The organism is Streptomyces sp. NPDC019937 (assembly GCF_040631655.1).
Classification (GTDB): Bacteria; Actinomycetota; Actinomycetes; order Streptomycetales; family Streptomycetaceae; genus Streptomyces.
Map to the genome: position 1 here is coordinate 1 of NZ_JBEYAL010000039.1, position 15,177 is coordinate 15,177.

A 15,177-nucleotide genomic window follows, 5' to 3' on the forward strand; every position below is an offset into this window, starting at 1 on the left:
CGGGGACCGGCGCCTCCTCGTAACGCAGCACCTCGGGGCCGCCGAACTCGTGCAGCCGGATCGCCCTCATCGTGTGTGTCGGCATCATTTTCTCCTGCCCGCGCTGCGGGATACGCTTATTCGGATCAGTGATCCGGGTATCCGGACCACTGATCCGAATATATGGACCAGTGGTCCGAATAGTCAAGGGGGACAGATGCGGGCCGACGCCAGGAAGAACCGGGATCACCTACTCGCCGTCGCGGGCGCCGCCATCACCGAGCACGGCGTCGATGTGGCCCTGCGTGACATCGCACGCAGGGCCGGCGTAGGGCTCGCGACGCTGCTCCGTCACTTCCCGACGCGCGAGGCACTGCTCGAGGCCTTGCTCCACACGAGCTTCGAGGAGCTGACGGCGAAGGCGGACGCGCTCGAAACGTCGAGCTCACCCGAAGATGCTCTCGTTTCGTGGCTGCGCGACTGCGTCGGGTGGACAACCGAGTACCGGGGCGTGACCGTGCTGATGGCGGCCGCCATCGAGGACACCGAGTCCGCACTCCACGCTTCGTGCGTCACCCTGCGCGCGGCCGGCACGCGGCTTCTCACTCGCGCTCAGGCCGCGGGTTCGGCGCGGACGGACATCGACGGCACCGATCTGTTCGCCTTGATCGCGGCGCTCGCGTGGCTCGGCGATCAACCCTCGCTCGCGCCGCGCGCCGATCACCTCTTCGATGTTGTCGCGAGCGCGATCCTGACGAGCGCAGGGAGCCATGTCGAGGGGGAACGCCGCCCTCAGACCCGTAGCTGAAATGGTCACATGCTGACCAGTGGACTCGGCCGCGCGCTCGGCGGGGTGGGGTTCTACGCCGGGTTGCGGCATCGTTCTGGGCGCTGGCTCGGGGCCGCCGGAGGTCACCGTCGACTCCCGGACGGCCAAGGTTTGGAAGCGCTCGGTGATGATGCGCCGCGACCTCGCCCCCTACCGCGCCCGCGGGCTGCGCTGCGCCGCCGTGGTGAGGTGGTCGAGGGCGCCTGCCTTGGCGGCGCGTATGAAGGCGCCGAAGGTGGCGGGGGCGGTGGCGAGGATGGTGTCGGGTGCGTCGCTCTCGCGGAGGCGGAGCGTGCCGTCGCGGTCGGTGCGTACGTAGACGCAGTTGGCCGCGTTCGGGCTGTAGGAGGACTTGCACCAGTCGTGGGTGTTGGACATGCCGACTCCTTGCTCAAAGGTTCTGTGCGATCCGCCGGATCGCGTCGCGGGACTCTGCCGGGGCGAGGGCGCATGCTTCCATCCGGTCCACGATCGCCCGATAGTGGGCCAGTTGAGGCCGAGTGTCCAGGAATTCGGACCCATGGTCCGCATCGAGTTGGACGGTGTCCAGACCTGAGACATCTCCACCGAAATAGATGATGCCCTGCCCCGAGATGGGGAAGATCCCGGTGCCGAAGGGAATCACCTTCAGGGTGATGTTGTCCCGCTCGCTCATCTTGATCAGGTAATCGAGCTGGGCCTGAGCCACTGCCGGGCCGCCGAAACCCATGCGCAGCGCGGCCTCGTGGACGACTGCCGTGAGCGGCGTCGGCTGGTCCCCGTAGAGCACGGCTTGGCGTTTGATCCGGAAGGAGACGCGGTGCTCCACCTCGTGCAGGGCCAGCGCGGGCAGGGCGTCGCTGATCAACGCGCGGGCGTGTTCCGTGGTCTGGAGCACTCCGGGCATGTGGAAGACGGAGACGTTGCGCATGTATGTCGCGTGGTGCTCCAGCTCGGCAAGATCGAGCATTCCTGCGGGCAGGATCTCGCGGTACTCCTCCCACCAGCCACGGGTACGGCCGCCGGTCATACCGGTGAGCGCTTCGATCAGCTCGTCATCGGTGCACCCGTAGAGGTGGGTGAGGGCCCGTACACGGTCGGCGCTCACCGCATAGCCGCCTGCCTCGATGTTGCTGATGCGCGACTGGGTGGCGCCGAACAGCTCACCGGCCTGTGTGGCTGACAGCTCCGCGCTCTCGCGGAGGCGGCGCAACTCCGCGCCGAGGCGGCGTTGCCGCACGGTGGGCGGGAGTTTGGTCCGGGCCATCGTGCCGTCTCTCCTTGTACGTGTGCCTCACCCGATTGGGTGGTGTTGGAATGAGAAGAAGTCGAGTGATGGACTGTAGTCCAACACAATGGCTACCGTGTAAATCACCTGCTGGAACGGGGTGTTGCCCCGATGCCTCATGAGTTCCCGGCCCAACCCCACTTCCTGACGGGAGACTTCCATGGGCACCGTATCGCCGGACCACACTGCCCCTGAGCCGTTCGATTTCGACCAAGAGGTGCGCTCGCTCGTGCTCGACACCGCACCCCGCCTCTTCGCCGTCGTCCAAGAATTCGCACTGGACGACGGCTGGCGGGACGCCGAGGTCGCGGCGTGGGGCGTGGCGTACCAGGACGGGCACGCGGACGTCACCAGCGTCGACGCGCGGCGAAGGTTCAGCCTGCCCTCGCCCGACCGCGCCATCCGGCACTTCGCGCTGCTGGACGGCGTCATCGCGCGGCTGGTGTGGCTCGCGCCGCCGCGTGCGGTCGCCTTCGACCCGGCCGAGGTGACCTGATCGCCGGAGAAAGGTGTGGCCGGGGTGATCGTCATGGCCTGCGATTGATGTAGACGCCTATGAGCTCGTAACACATGTCGAGCCGCCCTGGCCGAGCGTGGTCTGGCGATTCGGCCGTTCGTGATGGTGTGGGTACTCGACCGTGGATCGTGGATGACGGCTTGTGGGCGGTGATTGAAACGCTGCTGCCGTCATGACCCGAACGGTTGCCGGGGCCACGGCCGGTGGAAGACAGGAGCTGCCTCCAGGGCATCCTTTACGTTCTCTGCAACGACACAGCCTGGCAGCTCCTGCCGCTGAGCTCGGGTTCGGCTCCGGACGGACATGCTGGCGCTGCCTGGAGCGGTGGTAGCGCCGACTGGAACTGCGCGGCGTCAGAAACCACAAAAGCGCCACCGTCCACTGGGTGCTTTAGCGCGAGGACCTGGCCGCGCGTCGCTTCGACCGCGTGTTCACCTACGCCTCCTGAACCTCTGACCCCGCTTTCCTCCTACGTCAACACCCTCGCTTCGTCGTGGAGAACGGTTAGAGGTGCCGCTGGTCCTCTGCCTCGTGCGCACGCGAACGACGGCTGCGGAAGCGTTCCAGGACGGCTGCGCCGAGGAGCACGAGCCCGATGGCGACGACTTTGCTGGCCTGGTAGCCGGCCACCGGGTCGTCCGTGGCGCCGGAGCCCAGGAACTCCCACAGCGCCCAGGCGATCCCGGTGACGATGAGGAGGACGGCCCCGATCGGGCCGACGCCCCACCACCACGGCGCCTGGGGGTGCTCGTCGGAGTGGTCGCGTTCGTCGTGCGCCAAGGTTGTCCTCCATGTCAGGGGGCGGGCAGCGGTGTCCGGCGAGGTCACGGGCCGGCAAAGGAAGAGATGCGTGGTCCGGGCCACTTGGTTGCCTGTGGCGCGGTTCTGCCCCCACTCACTGCCGCAGCGTTCCAGGGCCTTCGAGTAGAACTGCGCACACAACGCCCCCTGGCACACCGCACGGCAGGAGCAGCCCGTATGAGAACCCGCGACGACCACCTCGAGGAGCTGTACGGCCTCCCGGCCTTCACGTTTCCCGCGCCCGGCGAGACAACAGTGCTGCCCGAACCCGACGCCGTGGCCTGGCGGATCGGCTATAAGAGGTGGGAATGCGAGGAGCTGTGGGTGGAGACCTTCGGCCGCTTCTGTGCCGAAGTCGACATCAGGCGGGTCCGCGCTCTGATCGTCGGCAACTGGGACGACATGGAAGACACCGATCCCTCCGAGGTCATCGAGGCGCTGTTGGCCGTGCGCGACCGGCTGCCCGCCCTGCGGTCGGTGTTCCTCGGGGACATCACGGACGAGGAGTGCAAGCTCTCCCGGATCAGCCAGACCGACGTCACACCGCTGCTGGCCGGCTTCCCCGCACTGGAGGATTTCGGCGTGCGCGCGGGGTGGGGTACCAGCCTGGGGGAGACCTTGAAGCTGGAGTTCCCCGCCCTGCGCCATGACGCGCTGCGCAGGCTGACCGTGCAGAGCAGTGGTCTGCCGGGTGACGTCGTGCGCGGTGTGGGGGCGAGCGAACTGCCCGCGCTGGTCCACCTCGACCTGTGGCTGGGCCGCTCGGACGACGGTGGGGACTGTGAGGTGGCCGACCTGGAGCCGATCCTGTCCGGTGCCCGGATGCCCCGGCTGCGGCAGCTGGCCCTGCGCAACAGCGAGATCCAGGACGAGGTCGCCGCCGCCGTGGCCGCCGCCCCGGTGGTCGCCCGGCTCGAGGTGCTCGACCTGTCCATGGGCACCCTGAGCGACGATGGTGCCGCCGCGCTCCTCGGCGGCCAGCCGCTGACCCACCTCAAAAAGCTGGACCTGCACTACAACTTCCTCAGCGAGCCCTTCCAACAGCGCATACGCCAAGCACTCGAACCCGCGGGTGTCGAGGTGGACCTCGACCAGAGTGACGTCGATTACGAACCTGATGGCACCGCCTGGCGCTCCATCTGTGTGGGGCCCGTGAGCTACTGAGGGGATCTAGTCACGGGGGAGCAGGGTGCCGAGGGGGCCCAGGTCGAGGTTGAGGTCTTCCAGGGTGAGGCCGTGCTGGTCGCACAGCTCGGTCATCCGGCGGTCCAGGTGCATCAGGGTGGTGCCGATGCTGTCGATCTGGTCGTCGGTGAGGCCGCCCGCGTCGATGCGGCGCAGGGCCTGGCGTTCCATCAGCTGGCGGAGGAGTTCGACCACGGTCAGGACGAGGGCGACCAGGTCGCGGCCCATCGCGTCGGGGTCGAGGTCGACGCGGGTGTCGGTCACAGCGGGCCGCCGTCGGTCCAGGGGGCGGGGACGCGTTCGTTGACGGAGGACAGCAGGGCGTGCAGGGAGAGCCGGATGAGGGGGACCTCGGCGATGGCGATGACGAGGTCGCCGCTGACGACGACCCCGGTGGCGAGCACCCGGTCCAGGAGATCGACGAGCGGCACGCCGATCGGGCCGTGGGCCTCGGCGGGGACGGTGCCCCAGGCGGCGGTGGTCATGGGGCGGCCCCGGTGCCGGCGAAGGCGTCGGTGAAGGAGTACGGGGGCCAGGGGCCCGACAGGTCGATCTGGATCGCGGGCTCGTCCCGGCGCAGCGAGGTCAGGGCGGCGCGGAGTTCGCGGGTGCGGGCGGTGTCGAGGAGGTAGGCCGCGTTGAGGATGTGGGTGCGGTCCTTGCCGGTGACCTCGACGCCGTGCGGGCGCAGCCGCCGGGTGGCCACGGCGAAGCCGCGTACGACGGCGTCCACGCGCTCGGCGGCCCGGAGGGCGGCGTTCTGGCGCTGTTCGCGGCCCTGGTGGCGGTTGCGGACGCGGTCGAGGTAGGCGCGGCCGGTGTCCGCCGCGACGGTTTCCCGGGCGGGCGGGGGAGTGGCCGGGGCGTAGACCTTGACGCCCCATTCTTCGCGCCCCGCGAGTCGGTCCAGGGCGGTCAGGAAGGCCGTCTCCCTCTCGCGCAGGGCCTCGCGGACCCGCTCGTCGCTCCGGTAGAGGGTGGCCAGCGGGAGGGGGACGGTCGCGGTGACCGACGAGACGGCGGTGATCACCTCGTGGTGGGCGCGGGCGCAGCGTTCCAGTTCGGCGCGGTCGGAGAGGCGTCGGCGCAGGGCCTCTTCGGTGTGGTCGGCGGCCGGTACGTCCTGGACGACGGCGGTGAGGGGGCCTGCCGTCAGGGTGCGGACGGGGGAGCCGGTGCCGGGCAGGGCCTCGTGCGGGCGGCATACGGCGTAGGCGTAGGTGAGGGTGGTCATCGGCCGTCGCCTCCGGGGGCCGCTCCGGTCAGCTCGCCGGATTCGTACGCGTCCAACTGCTCGCGCAGCCGCGCGTTCTCCTCGGCGAGGGCGTCCCGCCGGGCGCGGGAGGACAGGGCGGGGTCGGTCTCCCACCAGTCGATCCCGGCCTTGCGGGCGGTGTCGACGGACGCGACGAACAGCCGCAGCCGGATGGTGAGGAGTTCGATGTCCAGCAGGTCGATCTTGATGTCCCCGGCGATGACGATGCCCTTGTCCAGGACGCGTTCCAGGATCTCGGCGAGGTCGGACGTGGGCGGGCCGGTGGTCGGGGGCGGGGTGCACAGCAGATCGGGGTCGGTGCGGTGGTCAGCCACGGGGCGTCGTCCCTCGTTCCAGCAGGTCGAGCAGTCGGTCCTCTTCGCGGTCGAATTCGTCGGGGCCGATGGCGCCGGACTCCAGGGCCTCGTTGAGGGCGGCGAGCCTGGCCCGGACGACGGACGGGTGGCACGTCTCGCGTTCCGCGGCGTCCCGCAGGCACTCCGCGACCCACACCACGCCCCGTACGGGAGCCAGCGGCAGGAGCGCGATCTCGCTCAGCACGCCCATGCGGGCTCCACGAAGCTGTAGCAGGGCAGCGGCCCGGTCAGCCGCAGTTCGACATGGCCGCCGTGCTCGGCCGCCAGCCGCTCCACCACGGTGCGGAAGCGCCGCATCTCGGCCCGGGCGAGGAGGAAGGACGCGTTGAGCACGCACCCCGGCACCTCCGGCCCGGCGACCCGCTCGTCCGCCACCTCCGACAGCGCGGCCAGCACCGCGGCCGCGGTGGCCGTGGCCCGGCGCGTCAGCCCCCGGGCCACGGCCTCGCCGAGCCGGAGGCTGGTCTCGTAGCCCGGGGTGCGGCGGGCGGCCGCGCGCAGCCGGGCGACCTCGGGGTCCTCGCGCACCAGCGACCGCAGATCGCCCTGGGCGGGGACCGCCTTGAGGTTCATCTCGACCCGGCCGTCGACCCGGTGGAGGGCGGCGAGGCAGTCGCCGTGCGAGGACTCCAGCTGGCGCCGCACCACCTCCTCGTGGGGCGCGACCATCCCGAAGCGCATGGGCAGCACGGGCCCGTCCGCCGCGAGGGCGAGCGCGAGTTCCTGGTGGGCGAGGAGGTCGCGCCGCTTGGCGCGCAACCCGTCCGGGGCGTCGCTGACGACGGCGGCCAGCTCACCGGCGCGCAGCGTACGCAGCGGGGCGGGGTGGGCGCCGACGCCGGTGCGGCCGGACGGCAGGACGCGGCGGGCGTGGACGACGCCGTAGACGTACACGCTGCGGGGCGCGGCGGTCTCGGCCATGGGTCAGTCCTCCTCGGAGCGGCGGCGGGTGCGGGGCGCGGCGCCGGGGCGGCGCCGGGGCCGGGACTCCTCGTCCGGTTCGTCCTCGTCCTCGCCGCCGCCGACGGCCTGCTTGACCTTCTCCTCCACGGCGCCGACGGCCTTCTTGGCCTTCCGCTTGCCGAGGCCCTGGGCCACGGATCCGGCTCCGGTGCCGCCGCCCCCGCCGAACAGCTCGGGCACGGTGCGGCTGGTGCGGTCGCGTTCGAGGTCCACACGGTTGCAGGCCTCCGCGAAGCGCAGATACGTGTCCACGCTCGCGACCACGACCCGGGCGTCGATCTTCAGGATCTCGATGCCGACCAGGGAGACCCTGACGAACACGTCGATCACCATGCCGCGGTCGAGGATCAGCTCCATGACGTCGTACAGGGTGCCCGCCCGCGGAACGCAGACGACTTCCTCGGTGTAGGTGGTGGGGGACATGCGGGCGGGTCCTCTCAGCAGTCGTCGGCCGCACCGCGCCGGTAGCGGCGGACCCTCCGGTACTCGCGCAGCTCGCCCCGCTGGTCGAGGTCCACCTCATAGGTGGCCAGCAGGCTCGTGGTGTCGGGGATGCGGGAGACCTCCAGCACGTCCACGCTCACCCGCCAGCCGTCCTCGGTCCGCCGCACCGCGGACACCCCCTCGGTGGGGTGGGTGATCAGCGCGGCGAGCCGTTCGCAGGCATGCCCGGCCGCCTGCTCGGGTCCGGGCCCGGGCTCGCGCTCCCGTTCCCGCGTCCTGCGGCTGGTCTCGGCGCCGGTGGCGCGCCGCTCTCGCTCTGCCATGTGCATCAGTCTGTTCACAGCGCGTGCCGCGCCGCGCGCTGAGTTGGGCCAGATGCGGGGCGTCGTTCCCACGCATCCGGGTCATGTGGCACTCCCGCTTGTCGTACGGTGAGCACGGCACCTTGGAGGCAGAGGACACATGACCACGCAGCCGGTACACGAGGGCGGGGCGCTGATCCCCAGACCCGATAAGACCTTCCCGGCACTGCGGGCCGCGCTGGCGCAGGTCGCGCCCTCCCGCCTGGCGGAGATGACCTCCGAGCGGGACACGGTGTTCACCATGGCTACGCAGTCCAACAGCTTCGGGCCGATCGCGATGTTCCAGCTCAAGTGGGCCACCGTGATCGAGGTTGAGCGGTTTCCCGACGTGGCCCGGCGTCTGCATGCCGCCGAGCACACTGCTCAGACGCTCGACAAGGAGGATCCGAAGTGGCAGGCCGCCATGGATGAGATCCGGGAGATCATGCAGGCTGCGCGTGCGCAGATCGGCCATGAGTGACTGGGGCTGGGAGTACAACCCAGACGCCCATCACGTCATCGGCGACTCGCCGAATCTCGCCTTCGTCGCTCAGGTCGAAGCGCGCGCGGACGAACTGGTCCGCGCCGCGGCGGCTCTCTACCTGGACGGCACCACCTACCGAGGGCAGTCGCCCGGTGTGCAGGAGGAGGTTCTGCCCGGCGGGATGTTCCAGTATCTGACCGTCGTAAGGCAGGAACGCTTGTACATCGTCCAGGTAACCGCCTGGCCTCTGTGACCGGATGGGTCGGCACCCGTCCCCGTATGACCGGACAAACCGCGCCCGGCGGAGGATGTCGGCGCGGGGCCGTACTCTGGAAGACCCCCGGCCCGTGTGACGTGTCGGGTGATTCGCGTTGTCCGTCTCCGGGATGGAATACCCCTTTATGAGCCTCACCGGTCTGCTCGACGCCGTCGTACGGGACCCCGCGCTCGCCGAGGCGGTGCGCGGTGCCGCCGACGGGAACCGCCCCCATGTGGATCTGGTCGGGCCGCCCGCCGCCCGGCCCTTCGCCGTCGCCGCGCTGGCACGCTCCGCCGGGCGGCCCGTGCTCGCGGTGACCGCCACCGGCCGGGAGGCCGAGGATCTGGCGGCCGCGCTGCGCTCGCTGCTGCCGCCGGACGGGGTGGTGGAGTATCCGTCGTGGGAGACGCTGCCGCATGAGCGGCTGTCGCCGCGTTCGGACACCGTGGGCCGCAGGCTCGCGGTGCTGCGCCGGCTCGCGCATCCGAGCCCCGACGATCCGGCCGCGGGGCCGGTGTCGGTGGTGGTGGCGCCGGTGCGGTCCGTGCTGCAGCCGCAGGTCAAGGGGCTGGGCGAGCTGGAGCCGGTGAGTCTGCGGGCCGGGCGGAGCGCCGATCTGGAGGAGGTCGTGGACGGGCTCGCGGCCGCCGCGTACTCCCGGGTGGAGCTGGTGGAGAAGCGCGGCGAGTTCGCCGTGCGCGGCGGCATCCTGGATGTCTTCCCGCCGACGGAGGAGCATCCGCTGCGGATCGAGTTCTGGGGCGACGACATCGAGGAGATCCGCTACTTCAAGGTCGCGGACCAGCGGTCCCTGGAGGTCGCCGAGCACGGGCTGTGGGCGCCGCCCTGCCGTGAGCTGCTGCTGACCGACGACGTGCGGGAGCGGGCGGCGGCCCTCGCCGAGGCCCACCCGGAGCTGGGCGAGCTGCTGGGCAAGATCGCCGAGGGGATCGCGGTCGAGGGCATGGAGTCCCTGGCGCCGGTGCTGGTCGACGACATGGAGCTGCTGCTGGACGTGATGCCCGCGGGCAGCATGACGGTGGTCTGTGACCCGGAGCGGGTGCGGACCCGGTCGGCGGACCTGGTGGCCACGTCGCAGGAGTTCCTGCAGGCGTCGTGGGCGGCCACCGCCGGCGGCGGGGAGGCGCCGATCGACGTGGGCGCGGCCTCGCTGTGGGGGCTGGCGGACGTCCGGGACCGGGCCCGCGAGCTGGGCATGATGTGGTGGTCGGTGAGCCCCTTCGCGGCCGACGCCGAGCTGGACGAAGACACCCTCACCCTCGGCATGCACGCCCCCGAGACCTACCGCGGCGACACCGCCCGCGCGCTGGCCGACACCAAGGGCTGGCTCGCCGAGGGCTGGCGCGCGGTGTACGTGACCGAGGGCCACGGCCCGGCCTCCCGCACCGTCGAGGTGCTGAGCGGTGAGGGGATCGCGGCGCGGCTCGACGCGGACCTCGGCGAGATCAAGCCGTCCGTGGTGCACGTGGCGTGCGGCTCCATCGACTACGGCTTCGTCGACCCGGGCCTGAAGCTGGCCGTGCTCACCGAGACGGATCTGTCCGGGCAGAAGGCGGCGGGCAAGGAGGGCGCGCGGATGCCCGCGCGCCGCCGCAAGACGATCGACCCGCTCACCCTGGAGGCGGGCGACTTCATCGTCCACGAGCAGCACGGCGTGGGCCGCTACATCGAGATGGTGCAGCGCACCGTGCAGGGCGCGACCCGCGAGTACCTGGTCGTCGAGTACGCCCCGGCCAAGCGCGGCCAGCCCGGCGACCGGCTCTACATCCCGACCGACCAGCTGGAGCAGATCACCAAGTACGTGGGCGGCGAGGCCCCCACGCTGCACCGGCTCGGCGGCGCCGACTGGACGAAGACCAAGGCGCGCGCCAAGAAGGCCGTCAAGGAGATCGCGGCCGACCTGATCAAGCTGTACTCGGCCCGTATGGCCGCCCCCGGCCATGCCTTCGGCCCCGATACGCCCTGGCAGCGCGAGCTGGAGGACGCCTTCCCGTACGCGGAGACCCCCGACCAGCTCACCACGATCGGCGAGGTCAAGGAGGACATGGAGAAGTCGGTCCCGATGGACCGGCTGATCTGCGGCGACGTCGGCTACGGCAAGACGGAGATCGCGGTGCGCGCCGCCTTCAAGGCGGTCCAGGACGGCAAGCAGGTCGCGGTCCTCGTGCCGACGACGCTGCTCGTCCAGCAGCACATGGGCACCTTCACCGAGCGGTACGGGCAGTTCCCGGTCGTGGTCAAGGCGCTGTCCCGGTTCCAGACCGACACCGAGGCGAAGGGCGTCCTGGAGGGGCTGCGGGAGGGCTCGGTCGACGTCGTGATCGGCACCCACCGGCTGTTCTCCTCCGAGACCAAGTTCAAGAACCTGGGCCTGGTCATCGTCGACGAGGAGCAGCGCTTCGGCGTGGAGCACAAGGAGCAGCTGAAGAAGCTCCGGGCCAATGTGGACGTGCTGACCATGTCCGCCACCCCCATCCCGCGCACCCTGGAGATGGCGGTCACCGGCATCCGCGAGATGTCCACGATCACCACCCCGCCGGAGGAGCGCCACCCGGTGCTGACCTTCGTCGGGCCGTACGAGCAGAAGCAGATCGGCGCGGCCATCCGCCGTGAACTGCTGCGCGAGGGCCAGGTCTTCTACATCCACAACCGGGTCGAGTCCATCGACCGGGCCGCGGCCCGGCTCCGCGAGATCGTGCCCGAGGCGCGCATCGCCACCGCCCACGGCCAGATGTCGGAAGGCGCCCTGGAACAGGTCGTGGTCGACTTCTGGGAGAAGAAGTTCGACGTCCTGGTCTCCACGACGATCGTCGAATCCGGCATCGACATCTCCAACGCCAACACGCTCATCGTCGAGCGCGGCGACAACTTCGGCCTCTCCCAGCTGCACCAGCTGCGCGGCCGCGTCGGGCGGGGCCGCGAGCGCGGATACGCGTACTTCCTCTACCCGCCGGAGAAGCCGCTCACCGAGACCGCCCACGAGCGGCTCGCCACCATCGCCCAGCACACCGAGATGGGCGCCGGTATGTATGTGGCGATGAAGGACCTGGAGATCCGCGGCGCGGGCAATCTGCTCGGCGGCGAGCAGTCGGGGCACATCGCGGGCGTCGGCTTCGACCTGTACGTACGGATGGTCGGCGAGGCCGTCGCCGACTACCGGGCCACGCTGGAGGCGGACGGCGGCGAGGTGGAGGAGGCGCCGCTGGAGGTCAAGATCGAGCTTCCGGTGGACGCGCACGTCCCGCACGACTACGCCCCGGGCGAGCGGCTGCGCCTCCAGGCGTACCGCGCCATCGCCTCGGCCAACGGTGAGGACGACATCCGCGCCGTCCGCGAGGAGCTGACCGACCGCTACGGGCCGCTGCCCGAGCCGGTGGAGAACCTGCTGCTGGTCGCGGGTCTGCGGCTGCTGGCCCGTTCCTGCGGCGTCTCCGACATCACCCTCCAGGGCTCCAACGTCCGCTTCGGGCCGGTGGAGCTGCGCGAGTCCCAGGAGCTGCGCCTCAAGCGGCTCTACCAGCGCGCGATCGTCAAGCCCGCCACCCAGCAGGTCCTGGTGCCCCGCCCGGCGACGGCCCGTATCGGCGGAAAGCCGCTGGTCGGGCGGGAACTGCTGGCGTGGACGGGCGAGTTCCTGACCACGATCCTGGGATCGTGACGGGCCGGGGAAGGTGACAGGGCCGGACGCCACGCGACACCCCCGTGGTCGCGCGGCGTCCGTCCCCGGATCGGTGGAGGCCCTGGAGACCGCGGCGCGGGCGGCCCGGCGGGCCGGGCCGGATCGCGGACCTGCGGTCACCCAGGACAGTAGGCGCAGGCGGCGGGGGCGGCGAGGAACGAACTGCACAGTGACGGCGCCGCGCGGTTGCCGTTCGAACGGTGAGGCGATGGGCGGTGATTCAGAGATCGCCCAACGCCCGCATCGCCAGCCACAGTTCGTACTTCGCGCTCGGCGCGCTCAGCAGCGAACGCCCCAGCGCGTCCTCGGCCCGCGTCAGCCGCTTACGGGCCCCGGGCAGCGAGATCCCGAGGGCGGAGGCGGTCGCGGGCAGCCGGGCGTCGGCGCGCAGCCACGCCCGTACGCTCTCGGGGCCCGCCGTCAGGTTCGCCTGATCCAGCGGCCGCAGCTGGGCCCGCGCCCAGATCGCGGCGGTGGGCGTGGAGAGCACACCGTCGAGGGTGGCGGGGTGCCCGGCCGGGGCCGTGCCGCGGGGCGCCTGGTGCAGCCGCAGCGCCAGCCAGGCGGCCGACTGGGCGGCCAGGTCGCGGCTGACGTCCATGCCGAGCAGACCGTCGATGTGGCGCAGCCGCGCGGCCAGCGTATTGCGGTGGATCTTGAGGTGGCGGGTGGCCGCGCTGCCGAAGCTGAGCCAGGAGCCGAGGGTGCCGATCAGTTCCGCCGGGCCGGGGTCGGCGCGGCGGGTCGGCGCGTACTCCAGGCACGGCGCCAGCAGTGCGCTCGCCCAGGCGTGCCCCTCCGGGCTCGCCAGCACCGTCACATCGCTGTGCCCGCCGAAACCGGCGTACCGCTCGGGTGCGTTACGAGCCACCGCCAGGGCGTGGAACGCCTGCTCGTAGCCGACCGGGGCGTCCCGCAGCGCGACCTCCGCGCTCACCCCGACCCGGACTTCCGTCTCCTGCCGCGTGATCAGCCGGTCCAGCGGCTCGCCGTCCGGCGCGACCGGCTCGCCCTGGGTCGGTACCAGCGAGATGAGGTGCTTGGGGCGCACCGGACACGGCACCAGCCACGCCCGGCCGCGCACCGAATCGTGGATCCGCCCCGCGATCTCGCGCCGCCGCTGGACCGGGCACTCGATCACGTACACCTGGAGCACGGTGGGCAACGCCGGGCGCAGCGCGGCGGCGATCCGCTGCGCCGCGGGCACGCTGCCGGACATCAGCAGGTGCAGCACCGCCTCCCGGCTGTACGCCTCGGCCGTCTCGACGCGGCGGCGCGCCCGTTCGGCCTCCTCGACCCGCCAGCTCAGGCCGAGGGTGCGGGACGCGTCGGCGAGCAGCAGCCCGCAGCGCGGCGCGGAGGGCGCGACGACCGCCAGATACGGCGCCGGGGCCCGGGTCTCGGTGGGCCCGAGCGAGACCAGGTGCACCGGGCGCGCCTCGCCCCCGCCGAGCACCCCGGACGGCACGCCGCGGCGGTGCAGCTCGACGGCCGCCGCGGCGGCGAGCCGCCGCAGCGACGCGGGCGGCGGCGGGTCGTCCGCCGTGGCCAGCACGGAACCGTCGGCTCCGATGAGCATGGCAGGGCCGCCGGTGCGCCGGGTGAGCCAGTCGAGCATGACGCGTACCGCCCCGCGCCGGGCGGCGAGCCGGGTGAGGGCGAGTACGTCGTCCGCGCGTTCGGCTCGCGCGTCGGAGGGCGAGGCTGCCATGAACCGCACCTTAGTGCCCGTAGTCCGGCGCTGGTGAGGCCCCTTTCGGCGGCCCATTAGGGTCTACGCCGTGTCCGCTGTCATCGCCGCCATGATCACCGCCGTCGTGGGTGTCCTCGGCACGCTCTTCTCGCCGCTGCTGCACCAGCGGTTGACCGCGCGTCAGCGCGCGGAGGAGGCCGTCGCCGAGGAGCGGCGCCGCGGTTTCGAGGAGCGCCGGGCCGCCTACACCGCCATGAACCGCGCCTCCCGGCAGTTCCACACCCTCCTCAAGGACGCGCTGCACCGCATCCGGGACGGCGTCTACACGGACGACGACCGCGACCGGCTGGAGGAGGCCCGGCGCGACTACCGGGACCAGTACGCCGAGGCGCAGATGATCGTCCCCGAGCGGGTGCTCGCCGCGTCCCGCGACCTGAACACGGTCCTCGCCGGGATCGACGCGATGGCCAAGCGCATCGACCGGGGCGTGGCGCGGGAGGGGGAGACCGCGGCGGTCGCCCTGCTCGAACTGAAGGACGCCGAGCCCCGGCTGGCGGCGATGCGGCGGCTCATGCGGGAGGACCTGGGGCTCACGGACTGACACGCCCTCGCCCCCGGGTGATGGACTGGCCTCGCGGCCCGCGCGAGGGTGATTCCCGTACATCCGTCGCGAACCGGTCGGTCGCGGACCGGCCGTCGTGGAACCACGGGAGGAACCCTTGCCCGCTGCCTACGCCATCGCCCATCTGCGGGAGAGCAGACCGCACCCCGACGTCATCGAGTACCTGGAGCGCATCCAGGCCACGCTCGACCCCTTCCAAGGCCGCTTCATCGTCCACTGCGGCCGGTTGGAGGTGATCGAGGGGACGTGGCCGGGTGACGCGGTCCTGATCGGGTTCCCGGACGCGGAGCGCGCCCGTGGCTGGTACACGTCGCCCGCGTACCAGGAGATCCTGCCGCTGCGGACGAACCACATCGAGGCGGACGTGATCCTCGTGGAGGGCGTGGGCCCGGATTACGACCCGGTCCAACGCGCCGACGCACTCCGCGCGGCCGACCCCGGGTACACCCCCTGAGGTCCGC

19 protein-coding genes and 2 pseudogenes are annotated in these 15,177 nt (G+C 71.6%); 8 read left to right on the plus strand and 13 right to left on the minus strand.

Translation table 11 applies throughout. The annotated features are described in order from the left end of the window. A pseudogene (locus tag ABZ562_RS31515) lies at nt 1-133 on the minus strand (NADP-dependent oxidoreductase); the annotation flags it as partial. A 63-nt stretch (nt 134-196) separates the two neighbouring features. On the opposite strand from ABZ562_RS31515, the gene ABZ562_RS31520 reads away from it, so the two are divergent. Continuing rightward, on the plus strand, nt 197-787 hold the full coding sequence (locus tag ABZ562_RS31520; protein WP_361486104.1) for a TetR/AcrR family transcriptional regulator: 591 nt from the start codon (nt 197-199) through the stop codon (nt 785-787). Nucleotides 788-958: 171 nt separating this feature from the next. Here ABZ562_RS31520 and ABZ562_RS31525 read toward each other — a convergent pair whose 3' ends face one another. Together ABZ562_RS31525 and ABZ562_RS31530 are read right to left on the minus strand one after the other, a co-directional pair. Continuing rightward, nucleotides 959-1,186: a DUF397 domain-containing protein gene (locus ABZ562_RS31525; RefSeq protein ID WP_361486106.1), complete on the minus strand. Its 228-nt coding sequence runs from the start codon at nt 1,184-1,186 to the stop codon at nt 959-961. Nucleotides 1,187-1,199: 13 nt separating this feature from the next. Next, nucleotides 1,200-2,054: a helix-turn-helix transcriptional regulator gene (locus ABZ562_RS31530; RefSeq protein WP_361486108.1), complete on the minus strand. Its 855-nt coding sequence runs from the start codon at nt 2,052-2,054 to the stop codon at nt 1,200-1,202. Between the two features lie 181 nt (nt 2,055-2,235). Here ABZ562_RS31530 and ABZ562_RS31535 point away from each other — a divergent pair, with 181 nt between their 5' ends. Then, nucleotides 2,236-2,571 carry a hypothetical protein gene (locus ABZ562_RS31535; RefSeq protein ID WP_361486111.1) on the plus strand — a complete coding sequence of 112 codons (336 nt, stop codon included), beginning with the start codon at nt 2,236-2,238 and terminating at the stop codon, nt 2,569-2,571. Nucleotides 2,572-3,096: 525 nt separating this feature from the next. On the opposite strand, the gene ABZ562_RS31540 is transcribed toward ABZ562_RS31535, so the two are convergent. After that, nucleotides 3,097-3,372 carry a hypothetical protein gene (locus ABZ562_RS31540; RefSeq protein WP_361486113.1) on the minus strand — a complete coding sequence of 92 codons (276 nt, stop codon included), beginning with the start codon at nt 3,370-3,372 and terminating at the stop codon, nt 3,097-3,099. Between the two features lie 198 nt (nt 3,373-3,570). On the opposite strand from ABZ562_RS31540, the gene ABZ562_RS31545 reads away from it, so the two are divergent. Then, nucleotides 3,571-4,557 (plus strand): STM4015 family protein, encoded by a 987-nt coding sequence (locus ABZ562_RS31545; RefSeq protein ID WP_361486116.1) that lies wholly within the window; start codon nt 3,571-3,573, stop codon nt 4,555-4,557. A gap of 6 nt (nt 4,558-4,563) precedes the next feature. On the opposite strand, the gene ABZ562_RS31550 is transcribed toward ABZ562_RS31545, so the two are convergent. The 8 genes and pseudogenes from ABZ562_RS31550 to ABZ562_RS31585 form a co-directional block, all read right to left on the minus strand. Further along, on the minus strand, nt 4,564-4,842 hold the full coding sequence (locus ABZ562_RS31550; RefSeq protein ID WP_361486117.1) for a gas vesicle protein K: 279 nt from the start codon (nt 4,840-4,842) through the stop codon (nt 4,564-4,566). Continuing rightward, nucleotides 4,839-5,063, minus strand: a complete 225-nt coding sequence (locus ABZ562_RS31555) for a gas vesicle protein (RefSeq protein ID WP_055548419.1) — start codon at nt 5,061-5,063, stop codon at nt 4,839-4,841. The genes ABZ562_RS31550 and ABZ562_RS31555 overlap by 4 nt, the downstream gene beginning before the upstream one ends. Continuing rightward, complete coding sequence (locus ABZ562_RS31560; protein WP_361486119.1) at nt 5,060-5,812, minus strand: GvpL/GvpF family gas vesicle protein; 753 nt, start codon at nt 5,810-5,812, stop codon at nt 5,060-5,062. The genes ABZ562_RS31555 and ABZ562_RS31560 overlap by 4 nt, the downstream gene beginning before the upstream one ends. Continuing rightward, nucleotides 5,809-6,141 carry a gas vesicle protein gene (locus tag ABZ562_RS31565; RefSeq protein ID WP_361486292.1) on the minus strand — a complete coding sequence of 111 codons (333 nt, stop codon included), beginning with the start codon at nt 6,139-6,141 and terminating at the stop codon, nt 5,809-5,811. Before ABZ562_RS31565 ends, ABZ562_RS31560 begins: the two co-directional genes overlap by 4 nt. 19 nt (nt 6,142-6,160) lie before the next feature. Further along, the gene (locus ABZ562_RS31570) at nt 6,161-6,391 is read right to left on the minus strand and encodes a gas vesicle protein GvpG (RefSeq protein WP_361486295.1); all 231 of its coding nucleotides are present in this window, start codon (nt 6,389-6,391) and stop codon (nt 6,161-6,163) included. Next, nucleotides 6,391-7,131, minus strand: a pseudogene (locus ABZ562_RS31575) (GvpL/GvpF family gas vesicle protein); the annotation flags it as partial. The pseudogene ABZ562_RS31575 and the gene ABZ562_RS31570, both read right to left, overlap by 1 nt. Nucleotides 7,132-7,134: 3 nt before the next feature. Next, a complete protein-coding gene (gene gvpJ / locus ABZ562_RS31580) occupies nt 7,135-7,596 on the minus strand; it encodes a gas vesicle protein GvpJ (protein ID WP_361486121.1) in 462 nt (153 codons plus the stop codon). Between the two features lie 14 nt (nt 7,597-7,610). Next, complete coding sequence (locus tag ABZ562_RS31585) at nt 7,611-7,940, minus strand: gas vesicle protein (protein WP_361486123.1); 330 nt, start codon at nt 7,938-7,940, stop codon at nt 7,611-7,613. 139 nt (nt 7,941-8,079) lie between these two features. On the opposite strand from ABZ562_RS31585, the gene ABZ562_RS31590 reads away from it, so the two are divergent. The 3 genes from ABZ562_RS31590 (at nt 8,080) to mfd (ending at nt 12,380) form a co-directional block, all read left to right on the plus strand. After that, on the plus strand, nt 8,080-8,439 hold the full coding sequence (locus ABZ562_RS31590) for a hypothetical protein (protein WP_361486125.1): 360 nt from the start codon (nt 8,080-8,082) through the stop codon (nt 8,437-8,439). Next, nucleotides 8,432-8,695, plus strand: coding sequence for a hypothetical protein (locus ABZ562_RS31595; protein WP_361486127.1), 264 nt, complete (start codon nt 8,432-8,434; stop codon nt 8,693-8,695). The genes ABZ562_RS31590 and ABZ562_RS31595 overlap by 8 nt, the downstream gene beginning before the upstream one ends. A 148-nt stretch (nt 8,696-8,843) precedes the next feature. Next, on the plus strand, nt 8,844-12,380 hold the full coding sequence (mfd, locus tag ABZ562_RS31600; protein ID WP_361486130.1) for a transcription-repair coupling factor: 3,537 nt from the start codon (nt 8,844-8,846) through the stop codon (nt 12,378-12,380). A gap of 241 nt (nt 12,381-12,621) precedes the next feature. Here the strand turns inward: mfd and ABZ562_RS31605 are convergent, their stop codons facing one another. Beyond that, entirely contained in the window at nt 12,622-14,112 is a 1,491-nt protein-coding gene (locus ABZ562_RS31605) for a helix-turn-helix domain-containing protein (protein WP_361486133.1), read from the minus strand. Nucleotides 14,113-14,182: 70 nt separating this feature from the next. Here ABZ562_RS31605 and ABZ562_RS31610 point away from each other — a divergent pair, with 70 nt between their 5' ends. Both ABZ562_RS31610 and ABZ562_RS31615 read left to right on the plus strand, forming a co-directional pair. Beyond that, complete coding sequence (locus tag ABZ562_RS31610; RefSeq protein WP_361486135.1) at nt 14,183-14,695, plus strand: hypothetical protein; 513 nt, start codon at nt 14,183-14,185, stop codon at nt 14,693-14,695. Nucleotides 14,696-14,813: 118 nt separating this feature from the next. Then, on the plus strand, nt 14,814-15,170 hold the full coding sequence (locus ABZ562_RS31615) for a DUF1330 domain-containing protein (RefSeq protein ID WP_361486137.1): 357 nt from the start codon (nt 14,814-14,816) through the stop codon (nt 15,168-15,170). Nucleotides 15,171-15,177 lie beyond the last annotated feature (7 nt).